12 protein-coding genes are annotated in these 12,679 nt (G+C 59.9%); 11 read left to right on the forward strand and 1 reads right to left on the reverse strand.

Translation table 11 applies throughout. The features are described 5' to 3' along the window. Positions 1–212 precede the first annotated feature (212 nt). Positions 213–1,175 carry a UDP-N-acetylmuramate dehydrogenase gene (murB, locus tag DWX25_RS00120; RefSeq protein ID WP_117858804.1) on the reverse strand — a complete coding sequence of 321 codons (963 nt, stop codon included), beginning with the start codon at positions 1,173–1,175 and terminating at the stop codon, positions 213–215. Positions 1,176–1,358: 183 nt separating this feature from the next. On the opposite strand from murB, the gene DWX25_RS00125 reads away from it, so the two are divergent. From DWX25_RS00125 to DWX25_RS00175, 11 genes are all read left to right on the forward strand, one after another. Next, the gene (locus DWX25_RS00125) at positions 1,359–2,387 is read left to right on the forward strand and encodes a LacI family DNA-binding transcriptional regulator (RefSeq protein WP_055252182.1); all 1,029 of its coding nucleotides are present in this window, start codon (positions 1,359–1,361) and stop codon (positions 2,385–2,387) included. A gap of 204 nt (positions 2,388–2,591) precedes the next feature. Continuing rightward, the gene (locus DWX25_RS00130; RefSeq protein ID WP_117858807.1) at positions 2,592–5,120 is read left to right on the forward strand and encodes a phosphoketolase; all 2,529 of its coding nucleotides are present in this window, start codon (positions 2,592–2,594) and stop codon (positions 5,118–5,120) included. Between the two features lie 410 nt (positions 5,121–5,530). Next, positions 5,531–6,019: a hypothetical protein gene (locus tag DWX25_RS00135; RefSeq protein WP_117744000.1), complete on the forward strand. Its 489-nt coding sequence runs from the start codon at positions 5,531–5,533 to the stop codon at positions 6,017–6,019. A gap of 38 nt (positions 6,020–6,057) precedes the next feature. Next, positions 6,058–6,825 carry a GntR family transcriptional regulator gene (locus DWX25_RS00140; protein ID WP_117858811.1) on the forward strand — a complete coding sequence of 256 codons (768 nt, stop codon included), beginning with the start codon at positions 6,058–6,060 and terminating at the stop codon, positions 6,823–6,825. Next, positions 6,810–7,523: a GntR family transcriptional regulator gene (locus DWX25_RS00145; protein ID WP_117638248.1), complete on the forward strand. Its 714-nt coding sequence runs from the start codon at positions 6,810–6,812 to the stop codon at positions 7,521–7,523. Before DWX25_RS00140 ends, DWX25_RS00145 begins: the two co-directional genes overlap by 16 nt. Before the next feature lie 193 nt (positions 7,524–7,716). Next, positions 7,717–8,832, forward strand: a complete 1,116-nt coding sequence (locus DWX25_RS00150) for an SIS domain-containing protein (protein ID WP_117744003.1) — start codon at positions 7,717–7,719, stop codon at positions 8,830–8,832. Between the two features lie 60 nt (positions 8,833–8,892). Beyond that, positions 8,893–9,954, forward strand: a complete 1,062-nt coding sequence (locus DWX25_RS00155; protein WP_117858815.1) for an SIS domain-containing protein — start codon at positions 8,893–8,895, stop codon at positions 9,952–9,954. Positions 9,955–10,000: 46 nt separating this feature from the next. Then, a complete protein-coding gene (locus tag DWX25_RS00160) occupies positions 10,001–10,420 on the forward strand; it encodes a PTS sugar transporter subunit IIA (RefSeq protein WP_117744006.1) in 420 nt (139 codons plus the stop codon). 57 nt (positions 10,421–10,477) lie between these two features. Continuing rightward, on the forward strand, positions 10,478–10,960 hold the full coding sequence (locus DWX25_RS00165; protein WP_117646647.1) for a PTS sugar transporter subunit IIB: 483 nt from the start codon (positions 10,478–10,480) through the stop codon (positions 10,958–10,960). Positions 10,961–11,020: 60 nt separating this feature from the next. Continuing rightward, the gene (locus DWX25_RS00170; RefSeq protein ID WP_117858818.1) at positions 11,021–11,794 is read left to right on the forward strand and encodes a PTS sugar transporter subunit IIC; all 774 of its coding nucleotides are present in this window, start codon (positions 11,021–11,023) and stop codon (positions 11,792–11,794) included. Then, complete coding sequence (locus tag DWX25_RS00175; protein WP_117858822.1) at positions 11,775–12,608, forward strand: PTS system mannose/fructose/sorbose family transporter subunit IID; 834 nt, start codon at positions 11,775–11,777, stop codon at positions 12,606–12,608. The genes DWX25_RS00170 and DWX25_RS00175 overlap by 20 nt, the downstream gene beginning before the upstream one ends. The last annotated feature ends 71 nt before the right edge of the window (positions 12,609–12,679 follow it).

Here is a 12,679-nt window from a genome sequence, read left to right on the forward strand (position 1 = left end):
GTTGGTCCGCGGCTGCCCGAAAGGCATTAGGTTGCCTGCTCGGACAGTCCTGCTCGCACGGAGAGCACATTAAGTGCTCTCCGGCTCGTGCGGAACTTGCGATCAACCTAATGCCTTTCGGGCAGCCACGGACCTCTCGGGTCCAATACGTCACATACCGGACTGGTTTATCTGAATAAATATGGCGAAGGCCCCTTTCGGGGCCTTCTTTGTTAGAGGAATTCGCCTACTCGGTGAACTTCGGGTTCTAGGTCTACTCCGAATTGGTCTTTGACTTTGGCTTGGATGTCGCGGATGAGTTCGTCGACGTCGGCTGCGGTGGCGTGGTCGGCGTTGACGATGAAGCCGCAGTGCTTCTCGCTTACCTGCGCACCGCCGACGGCATGGCCGCGCAGGCCGGCGTCCATGATGAGCTTGCCGGCAAAGTAGCCCTCGGGGCGCTTGAAGGTGGAGCCGGCGCTCGGCATGTCGAGCGGCTGCTTGTCCTCGCGGCGCTGGCGGTATTCGTCCATGTCGGCCTTGATCATCGCGGCGTTGCCCGGGGCGAGATTGAAGGTGGCCGAAAGAACGATGAAGCCGTCGTCGGCAATGCGGCTCTTGCGATAGCCCAGGTTGAGCTCATCGACATCGAACTCGATGATGTTGCCGCTGCCGCGGGTGCCGTCGTCGAGCATGCGGGCGGGCTTGTAGACACGCACAGACTCCAGCACATCGGCCATGCAGGCACCATAGGCACCGGCGTTCATGTAGCAGGCGCCGCCGACCGATCCGGGGATGCCCGAGATGGGCTCCATGCCGGTGAGGCAGGTCTCGGCTGCTGCCGCGGCGACATCGGAAAGCAGGGCGCCGGCTGCCGCCGTGACGTGCGTGCCGTCGACCGTAATGTCGGAGAGGCCCTCGCCCAGCGCCACGACGACGCCGCGGATGCCCTTGTCTCCGACGAGCAGGTCCGAGCCGTTGCCTACGATGGTGAGCGGCAGATCACAGCGATAGCAGGTGTCAAGCGTGGCGACGAGGCCCTGCTCGGTATCGGGCGTGACAAAGACATCGGCCGGGCCACCGATCTTAAACGTGGTGTGCTCGCGCATGGGCTCGCTCATCAACACGTTGTCCTCGCCGGCAACGCCAGCGAGCGCGCACAGCAGGTCCTCGTTAAAAAAGTCGTTCTCGTGCATACGAATATCCGCCTTTTGGTGGTCGTTCTCATCAATCGATTGCAATATACCCCACCCAGATGTATTTGGTGCGCTGGCGGCGATAAAACTGCCGTCCACCGGATTGATAAAGTGTTTATCATCGAGGTAGAGGGGCAGTCGCTATACTTTCAAGAGATTGCGCGTAAACCCGGAAGGAGCGAGATGGCCAACAAAGTCACCCTCAAGCAGATTGCCCAAGAGGTGGGGCTTTCCCCTTCGTCGGTCTCGCTTGTTCTCAATAATCGGCCCTGTCGCATCTCGGAAGAAAACCGCAAACTCATCAAGGAGGTTGCGGCGCGCAACCACTATGTTCCCAACCAGATCGCGCGCAGCCTGGTCATGCGCGAGTCGCGCACCCTGGGCCTTATCGTCCCCAACATCGAGAGCCGCTTTTTCGCCTCGCTCGCCGGCAGCTTGGAAAAGCGCTGCCGCGAGGACGGCTACGCGCTTTTTATTACCAGCTCGGGCGGAAGCGCCGATGACGATCTGGAGCTGCTGCGCCAGCTGGTGACGCGCGGCGTTGATGGCGTCTTCCTGGTGGTAGGTGACGAGTTCTCCGACGACCGCGCCCTGCGCGAAGAAGTCAGCCACCTGCCCATCCCGGCCGTAATGGTCGACCGTGCCATTGAGGGGCTCGAGTGCGACAAGGTGATGTTCGACCACGAGATGGGCGGCTATATGGCCACCCGCTATCTGATCGAGCAAGGCCACCGCCGTATTGCCTGCTTGGTTAACGCGCGTCGCTCCAATACGGGTCGCAAACGACTTGCCGGCTATGAACGCGCGCTGCGCGAGGTTGGCCTGCCCATCGACGCGCGCTTGGAGTTCGAGAGCGAGTACTACATTCCGAGTGCCTACGAGGCCTCGGAGGCGGTGCTCGCAACCGATGCCACCGCCGTGTTCGCAAGTTCGGACAACATCGCCCTCGGTTTGCTCAAGCGCTTGCACGAGATGGGGAAGAGCATCCCGGGCGATATCTCGGTGGTGAGCTATGACAACTCGGCTGCCGACGTTCTCTTTGAGCCGGCGCTGACCGCGATCGAGCAGGATCCGGGCGTGCTTGCCGAGCATGCCTTTGGTTGCATGTCCAAACGTCTTGCCGGCAAGGGCGGCAGGCGTGCCGAAGAAGTGGTTCTGGAGCCTGCTCTCATTGTGAAGGGCAGCGTTCTAGAACTTACTAAATACAACTAAACATGTTTATCAATTCGAGAAGATCGAATGTGGAGCATCTGTGACAGGCAATGCCGCAGGTGAATGTTGCGTTTTGCCAATTGGTGTGTTTGATAGAGATGGTAAAACGTTTTTTCACCATGATAAAACGTTTTAGCAAATATACTAGTCCCAACGAATGGTTGCCGTATCGGAGGGTGACCGCGCAGCGAAGGGACATAAACAATGGCTAAAACACTGGGGACGCCGTGGCAAAAGCTGGGGCACGAGGTGCCGGCTTCCGAGCTCGAGGGTGTCGATCTGTATTGGCGCGCTTCGAACTACCTGTCCGTCGGTCAGATCTACCTTCGCTCCAACCCGCTGATGCGCGCTGACTTTGTCGACGATAAGACTGGCGAGGCGCGCGACTTCGGTCGTCCGGACGTCAAGCATCGCCTGGTTGGTCACTGGGGCACCACGCCCGGCATCAACTTCCTGTTCGGCCACGTCAACCGCCTTATTGCCGATCACAACCAGAACGCCATTTTCTTGATGGGCCCGGGTCACGGTGGCCCCGCCGGCACCGCCCAGTCGCTGCTCGACGGTACTTACCGCGAGATCCGCCCCGACATCACCAATGACGAGGCCGGCCTGCAGAAGTTCTTCCGCCAGTTCTCCTATCCCGGCGGCATCCCGAGCCACTTTGCGCCCGAGACGCCCGGCTCCATCCACGAGGGCGGCGAGCTCGGCTACACGCTCAGCCACGCTTACGGTGCCGTCATGGACAACCCGAGCCTGCTGGCCGTGGCCGTGGTGGGCGACGGCGAGTCCGAGACCGGCCCGCTCGCGACTTCTTGGCAGTCCAACAAGCTCGTGAACCCGGCAACCGACGGTATCGTCCTGCCGATCCTGCACCTCAACGGCTACAAGATCGCCAACCCCACCATCCTCGCCCGCGTGTCCGACGAAGAGCTCACCAAGTTCTTTGAGGGTATGGGCTATAAGCCGCACTTCTTTATCGCCGGCTTTGACGACGAGAGCCACGCAAGCATCCATGAGCGCTTTGCCGCCCTGTTTGAGCAGGTCTTTGACGAGATTTGTGACATCAAGGCCACCGCGCAGGCCCAGGCTGCCGCGGGCGAGACCGTGGTCCGCCCGGCCTACCCCATGATTGTGTTCCGTACGCCCAAGGGCTGGACCTGCCCCAAGCAGATCGACGGCAAGAAGACCGAGGACTCCTGGCGCGCCCATCAGGTGCCGCTGGCAAGCGCCAAGGACACTCACGAGCACTTCCGCGTGCTGCGCGAGTGGCTGCGCTCCTACAAGCCCGAGGAGCTCTTTACGCCCGAGGGCCAGGTGCGCCCCGAGGTAACGGCCTTTATGCCGACCGGCGAGCTGCGTATTGGCGCCAACCCCAACGCGAACGGCGGCAAGGTGCGTCGCGAGCTCGAGCTGCCCGATATCCACGCCCACGAGATTCCCGTCGCCGAGAAGGGCCATGGTTGGGGCTCCACCGAGGCTGCCCGCGTCTTTGGTGAGTACACTGCCGACGTTCTGGCCAAGAACATGGACGACTTCCGCATCTTCGGTCCCGACGAGACCGCGTCCAACCGCCTGCAGGCCGCTTATAAGGTGACCAAGAAGCAGTGGGATGCCGGCTTCTACGAGGACGAGGCCAACGACGAGCTGCTCGCTGGCTCCGGCAAGGTTGTCGAGCAGCTGTCCGAGCACCAGTGCGAGGGCTTCCTCGAGGCCTATGTGCTCACCGGCCGCTCCGGCGTGTGGAGCTCCTATGAGAGCTTTGTCCATGTGGTCGACTCCATGGTCAACCAGCACTGCAAGTGGCTCGAGGCTACCAAGCGCGAGATTCCGTGGCGTGCACCCATCAGCGGCCTCAACATTTTGCTGTCGAGCCATGTTTGGCGTCAGGACCACAACGGCTTCTCGCACCAGGACCCCGGCTTTATCGACCTGCTACTCAACAAGGCCAACGACACGCACATCGTGAACGCCTACTATCCGGCCGACGCCAACATGGCTCTCGCCGTGGCCGAGCGCGTCTACCAGTCCACCGACTGCGTCAACGCGATCTTCTGCGGCAAGCAGCCCGCCCCGACCTTCCAGACGGTCGACGAGGCAAAGGCCGAGCTCGCCGAGGGCGTCGCAACCTGGAAGTGGGCATCGACCGCTGACTCACTCACCGAGGCCGACGTCGTGGTCGCCACCTGTGGCGACGTGCCGACGCTCGAGGCTCTGGCTGCAACCGATATGCTGCGCGAGTTGGGCATCAAGGTATGGTTCGTCAACGTGGTCGATCTGCTCAAGATTCAGAACGTCTGCGAGAACGACCAAGCCATCAGCGACGAGCGCTGGGCTGAGCTGTTTGGCTGCGGCGAGAAGCCCGTGCTCTTCGCGTTCCACGCCTATGCCGGCACGATTCGCCGCCTGATCTGGAACCGCCCCGGACACGACGCGTTCCGCGTCCACGGCTACGAGGAGAAGGGCTCCACGACCACGCCGTTCGACATGCTGCGCCTGAACAACATGGATCGTTGGGCCCTGGCCGCCGACGTGCTGCGCATGGTCGACGCCGATAAGTTTGCCGAGCAGATTGATGAGTGGGAGGCCTTCCGCACCGACGCCTTTGAGTTCGCGTGCGACGAGGGCTTCGATCACCCGGCCTTTACCGACTGGGTCTGGCCCGACGCCGCTGCCGCAACCGCAGCCGACGGCGCGCTCTCCGCAACGCAGCTAACTGCCGGCGACAACGAATAGCATCCGGGACGGTCTCGCGCTGGGGCCGCCTCCGGGCGGGCGCCTTCCTCTGAGAAGTGGGCTTCGCGAACTTCTCAGAGGAAGGCGCCCGCCCGGAGGCGGCCCTCTCGACCGTTTCAATCTGCGGGGACTGATATTTTTAATGTAATGGGGACTTGGCTGTTGCTGCCTTGGAGACCGCGCACCTAACTATGGTCAGCCAAAATTACATTGCCGGGGCCGGGGCGGGGTGCTTGGTTTTGGAAGTTCGCGAAGCCCACTTCTCAAAACCAAGCACCCCGCCCCGGGTCTCGTCTGTGTATTTCCCGCTGAGCGAGCTATAGATGCCATGCACCGATGCGCTAAAGCGGCGACTTGAAATTGGTGCTATATTTAACTCGAGTTGTTAAGTGTTAGTACGGGAGTCTGATATGGGGCTGTTCAAGAAGAAAAACCCGCAGGATGCCTTTGATCCCGATGTGTTTACCATCACGGACACGATTTTGGACCCGCCGCGCTTTACGTTTTTGCCGGCTATCTACCAGGATGCCACGCGTCGCAAGTGGGCCGTGCATCAGCGCGGCGCGACCCCGAGGATTTTTGACTACGCGGATGTGCTGCAGTGCGAGGTGGTGGAAGCTGGCAATCCTGAGGCCGAAGAAGTGGCCTCGAAACAAGAATTTGCCCAGCGTATTCTGGCAAATCCTGCCAAGGCGGCAAAAATAAATGCGGCAAAGCGTAATATGTGTCTTGGTATGGGCGTTATTGTGGCGGTTCAGACGGGAAAAGACGAGGTTTCCAACTTAGAGATTCCCGTTATGACCGATGAAGTCAAACGCGATTCAAGCCTGTATAAGTCGTATCGGAATGTCGCCGAGAAGATCAAGGCCGAATTTGATGCCATGGGTGGTCTGGCCTAATTTTGGCGACATACGTTTCTGAACGAGGAGTCTGTGCAATGGCAGGCGAATCTTATGCAATTCCCCCCAAAGATCGTGCTGTCGAGGGGATTCTTTGGTATATCCAGCACCATCAGCTTGCCGGCGGCGACCGCCTGCCGGCCGAGCGCGTGCTGTGCGAAGAGATTGGCGTTTCGCGTGCGGCGTTGCGCGCCGGTATCACGCGGCTCATCTCGTGTGGAACGCTCGAGAGCCGTCGCGGATCGGGTACGTATGTGTGTCCTCCCAAACCGCTCAATATCTTTCAGGAAACGTATAACTTCTCCGATGCTGTGCGGACTGCCGGCCTGCACCCCTCTTCTCGTCTGGTTTCCACCGGGGCCATCGAGGCGGATGAGGCGCTTGCCGACAAGCTTGGGGTTGCTGTAGGCGCTCCTTTGCTCCGCATGCAGCGTGTTCGACTTATTGAGGGCGAGCCGGCGTCAATCGAGACGGCTCACGTTAACCTGTCCCTGTGCCCCGCGCTTCCCGATCACGATTTTGAGTGTGAGAGCCTTTACGATGTCTTGCTCAAAGAAGGTGGCGTGCGCGTTGAGCATGGACGTGAGCATATCTCCATCTCGCGTTTGAACGCCGAAGAGGCCGAGTTGCTCCAGCAAGAAGAGGGAACGCCGGTGTTCTATGAGAGCACGATAGAATTTGATAAGGACATGCGTTTTGTGGAGCATTGCAAATCGGTGATTTTGCCCACAAAGTTCCGCTTTGCCGATAACGGCGAAAAGAACGGCATGAGGAGCGTGGCAGGTGAACAATGGCTGAAACAGTAGATGCCACCCCGGTTTATATGCGCATTCGACGCCGCATCGAGGAGCGTATCGAGCGCGGTATATATCCTACGGGTTCCATGATTCCGTCCGAAAAGGACCTCGCCGAGGAATTTGGTACGACGCGCTTGACCATCCGAAGCGCTGTCGATGAGCTGGTTCGGCGTGGGCAGATTCGACGCGTCCGCGGAAAGGGCGCGTTTGTGGCACAGAAAGTGCCCGTTGCCTACGAGCGAACGGGAGGCTTTCGCGAATCGGTTCGTGCTTCGGGCGGCGAGCCGTCCGTCCGCATCCTCGCGCGTTCCAAGCGTTATGCGGGCCCATATTATGCCAACCTGTTTGGTATTGCCGAGGACGATTTACTGTATTCGATTCGGCGTTTGAACTGCGTCAACGGCGATCCCGTATCGATTGAGATGGCGTTCATCCCGTGCCTGCTGTTTCCCACAATCGAAGATATTGACGTGTCGGTCTTCAGTTTGTACGAGACCTATGAGATGTTGGGCCGAAAGCCGGTCATGGCACAGGAAAAGCTCGATATCGAAGCGCTGGGCGCGCGAGATGCCGGCCTGCTTGGACTGGAGCAGGGCGATCTTGCCTTGACGCTTGAGTGCGTGAGCTTCGATGCGAGCGGCCAGGCGATCGAGTACGTCAAGTCGTTTAACCGCGGTGATGCGGGTGGATATACCTATACGTACTAGCTGGTTTTTTGCATAACGGGCTGAAAGCTGACGGAATTTTGATTCGTTGAGCAGACTGCATATACAACCTTACATGGCTCAAAATCGACCGTTCGCCGATGGGGATAAATTAATCGACAAAGAGGTATCAAAAAGCCGTAACCTGTAACTGTGATTGGTATCAAATACTAATGATTTGTTACGAGGTGAGACGATGAAGATGCTCGATTACGTTCAGCTTGCCCATGTGCGTATGGGAGAGAATCTCGAGCGTTCGTCTGAGCTGGTAGCGCAGCTTGTTGATATTTTCCAGTCCGGTTCTTTTGACGCGCTGCGCATCGTTGCTTCGGGTTCGTCGCGCCATGCCGCCGATTGCGCCCGCGATTACCTGCAAGATGCCCTGCAAATGCAGGTGTCCGTTGTGACGCCCGAGGCCTTCGTCGATTTTGAACACACCTATCCGCAGCATGCGCTCAACATTGCCGTTTCGCAGAGCGGCTATTCGACCAATACGATCGCGGCTCTTGATTACATGCGCGCGCACGATATGGCTGCAGTTGCGCTCACGGCAAACGTCGAGGCACCCATCAAGGAACACGCTGACATCGTTCTTGACTACGGTGTGGGTGTCGAGTCGGTGGACTTTGTGACTCTGGGCGTCGAGGTTCTCGTTGAGTACCTGGTGCTCTTTGGTATTTACTGTGGTCAGGCGCGCGGAACGATTGGCGCCAAGGGCGTTGCCCAGCGTCTTGACGACCTGTGCGAGGCTATCCAGGCCAATGCCGTGATGTGCAAGATCGCCGAGGCATATGTCCAAGACCACATGCTCGAGCTTTCTGAGCACATGCCCGCGATGGTCGTCGGCAACGGCCCCAACTATGGCGTTGCCGAAGAAGCGGCCCTCAAGCTAAGCGAGACCATCAAGATTCCTGCCATGCATCACGAGGGCGAGGAGTTCGTCCACGGTCCCGAGATGCAGATAACCCCAGGCTACCTGGTGTTTATCGTCGACGATCCGCAGGGGTCGGAGCGTCTTGCGAATATCGCCGATGCGCTATCGAACGTTACGACAAAAACGGTGCTGCTCACGGCCCATCCCAAGGGTGGGGCTCACGAGGTTGTGGTGCCTCAGGTGGCTCCGCTGCTCAGCGCAATTCCCAATCTCGTGTTCTTCCAGACGATTGCGGCAATAATCGCCGAGCGTCTGAAGTCATGGGACGTTCACCCGTATCTCGATGCCGTCTCCAAGCAAATGGAGGTCAAGGCAGAGGGCTACGAAGAGTCAGTCAATGCGCTTAAGGCCAAAGCGGCTGAGTGTTACGGAATATAAGCGGGTTTTGATGCCCGTTGACATGGGGGATGTGGAAACAACCCCAGAAAGGAGAGACAAATGAAGGAAACCGAGAAGATCGAGATCATGCATTTCGACCAGGAGGGCTATCTCGAGGACGGCAAGGCGCTCTACGAGACCGGCAAGAAGATGACCGCGCTCGCCGACAAGGTCGCCGACGAGGGCTACGACGCCGTGTTCCTGATGGGCGTCGGCGGCACCTGGGACGAGCTCATGCAGCTCGAGTACCTCATGAACAAGTTCGGCGACCGCGACCTCGAGGTCTACCTGATCCACGCCGCCGAATGGAACGTCATGGGCCACAAGCGCATGACCGAGAAGTCCGTCGTGCTCACCGCCTCCGAGTCCGGAACCACCCCCGAGGTCCTCGAGGCCGTCAAGAAGATGAAGGAAAAGGGCATTCGCGTCTACGCCATGACCAAGCCCGAGGGCCCCATCGGCCAGGCTGTGGGCGCCGAGAACTGCGTCGCCATGGCTTCTGACCATGGTTCGGGCGGCTGCGAGAAGGGCTACTACCTCGCCGACTGCTTCGGCCTGCGCCTGCTCAACCGCCGCGGCTGCTTCCCCAAGTTCGACCTGTTTATCGAGCAGACCAAGGACATCTGGAAGGACATGCTCGATATCCGCAAGCGCTTCGAGCCGCGCGCCGAGGAGCTCGCAAAGAAGTACGCCCTGGCCCCCTACACCATGTTCATCGGCTCCGGCGCCCTGTGGGGCGAGACGATCCTGTTCTCGATGTGCATCCTGGAGGAGATGCAGTGGAAGCGCACCCGCTACATCACCTCGGCCGACTTCTTCCACGGCACCCTCGAGCTCGTGGAGCCCGGCGTCCCCGTGTTCCTGTTCATGGGTGAGGACGAGAACCGCAAGCTCGACGAGCGAGCCCGCGCGTTCCTGACCCGCGGCGTGACCGGCGACACCGACATCAACATCATCGACACCGCCGAGTTCGCGATCCCCGGCCTCGACGACGAGTTCCGCGTCATCGTGTCCCCGTGGATTCTGACGGTGCTCGTTACCGACCGCCTGGCTCGCTACTACGAGACGGTCACCAAGCACAACCTCAAGTATCGTCGCTACTATCACCAGTTCGACTACTAAAGAAAACGGGTGCGGGAACGCGCCGGGCTATTGAGAGGAACACAGAATGAGACAGTACATCATCGCCAGCCATGCGCACTTCGCTACCGGCATCAAGGAGAGCGTCGAGCTGCTCTCGGGCGCTCGCGACAACGTCCACGATCTTTCGATGTTCGTCGATGACCGTATGGACGTGGCCGAGGAGGCCCAAAAACTGCTGGCAGGCATGGCTGCCGACGATGATGTCGTCGTGTGCACCGACCTCTTTGGCGGCAGCGTCAACAACGAGTTCACCAAGATCGTCCAGACGCGTCCCCGCACGTACCTCGTTACCAACATGAACCTTCCTCTGCTCATTCAGCTGCTGTTCTCTGACGAGTCGGCGCCGGTTGAAGAGACGATTCGCGCCATCGTCGCTGCGGACGATACGCGCGTGAAGTTTGTCAACGACCTGTTGGTCGATGACGACGAGGAAGAAGAGTTCTAATCCGCAGCACCTACTGACACGCCGTAAGACGGCACAAAACCTTTGGGGGGTCACATTATGATTCAGCTACTTCGCGTTGACCATCGCCTGCTTCATGGCCAGGTCGCGGTTTCTTGGGTCCAGGGCCTTGGCTCCAACTGCATCTTCTGCGTGGGCGATAAGGTCGCCAACGACCCGGTGTGGAAGACGACGCTCAAGATGGGCAAGCCTGCCGGCTGCAAGCTCGTCATCAAAGATATGGCGAATGCCATCGAGGCCATTAACTCGGGCGTGACTGACAAATACAAGATGATCATCTGCGTCGCCACTATCGCTGAGGCAAAGCAGCTTGTTGAGGGCTGCCCGCAGATCAAGTCGGTCAACCTGGGTAACACCAAGCCCAAGGACGAGAAGCGTCCCGATGCCCGTCAGGTCTCTCGTCAGATCTTCCTGACCGCGGCTGAGGAAGCCGATGTGCGCGAGATGCTAGATCGTGGCGTTGAGGTCGAGATTCGACCCCTGGCCGATGACCCCAAGGTTGACTGCGCCAGCGTGCTCTAGGCGTTCAATTTCGAAGAGCCTTCGGGTTCTTCGTAGTGTCCTATATGGAAAGGGGGATGTATGCTTACCCAAGCAATCCTCATCGGACTTATCGCCGCATTTGGTAAGTTCGACTGCCAGCTCGGTACGCTCTACGCGTTCCGCCCCATCGTCCTGTGCCCGCTCGTGGGCCTGGTGCTGGGGGACCTGCAGTCCGGTCTCGCAATCGGTGCGAGCCTGGAGCTGCTGTTCATGGGCTCGATCTCCATCGGCGCCTACGTGCCGCCTGATGAGACGATCGGCGGCGTGCTCGCCTGTGCCTTCGCTATCCAGCTGGGCCAGAGCACCGAGGCAGCCATCGCGCTCGCTATGCCCATCGCCACGCTGTGCCTTGCCATCAAGAACATCCTCAACGCCGCCCTGCCGATTTTGGTTGACCGCGCCGATGTTTTCTCTGCCCAGGGCAACCTTAAGGGCGTCTATGCGATGCACTTCCTGATCGGTTCCACCGGTATCATCATGGCGTTCCTGTTGTGCTCGCTGTCGTTCTATCTGGGTGCTGACGCCATCCAGGGCGTGCTCGACTTTATCCCCGACTTTGTCCTTGCTGGCTTTGGCGTTGCCGCCAACATCCTGCCTGCCATGGGCTTCGCCATGCTCGGCCGCCTGGTGCTCACCAAGCAGCTCGTGCCCTTCTACTTCCTGGGCTTCCTGCTGTGCTCCTACGCCAACGTGCCCGTCCTGGGCGTCGCCCTGATCGCCATCATCATCGGCATCGACAAGTTCGACCTGCTCGGCCTGGGCGGAGCCCAGCCCCAGCTCTCCGCGGAAGGGGATGAGGACGATGACTTCTAGTCCCGAGAACAAGATCACGCGCTCCGACCTCATCAAGAGCGCCGTCAACACCGGCGCCCTGGGCATGGAGTTCTCCTGGACCTACTACAAGCAGATGAACATCGCCTTCTGCCTGATGGTCGCCAACATGCTCAAGAAGATCTACGCCGGCCGCCCCGACGACTACGCCGAGGCCCTGCACCGCCACTGCGCGTTCTTCAACATCACCGTCCAGTTCGCCCCGTTCGTCGGCGGCATCGCGATGGCCATGGAGGAGAAGGTCGCCCGCGGCGAGATCGAGCCCGAGAGCGTCAACGACGTCAAGGCCGCCCTCATGGGTCCGCTGTCCGGCATCGGCGACTCCATCTTCCTGTCGACGCTGCGCGTGGTCGCCGCCGCGGTGGGCATCAGCCTGTGCCAGGCCGGCAACCCCTTCGGCCCCATCGCCTTCCTGCTCATCTACAACGTCCCCGGCTTCGCGCTGCGCATCTGGGGCGCCGTCAAGGGCTACGAGCTGGGCGTGGGCTTCCTGGACGAGGCCCAGAGGACCGGCCTCATGCAGAAGATCATGACCTGCGTGGGCATCGTGGGCGTCATGGTCGTGGGCGCCATGTGCAAGGACATGTTCTGGGCCAGCATCCCGGTGGCCATCGGCTCGGGCGAGGACGCCCAGACCCTCCAGGACATCCTGGACGGCATCATGCCCGGCATGTTCGGCATGATCGCCTTCTGGCTGTACTACTGGCTGCTGTCCAAGAAGATCAACCCCATGGTGCTGATCGTGGCCACCATGGTCGTGGGCATCGTCGGCGCGTTCTTCGGCGTGCTGGCGTAAGGGCCCGGCTGCATAGACTGTCATTGCAACCTGGTAAGGGGATGGAGCGGGCCTATGCCCTCCATCCCTTT

Origin of the sequence: Collinsella sp. AF18-8LB (assembly GCF_003459795.1) — a bacterium.
Classification (GTDB): domain Bacteria; phylum Actinomycetota; class Coriobacteriia; order Coriobacteriales; family Coriobacteriaceae; genus Collinsella.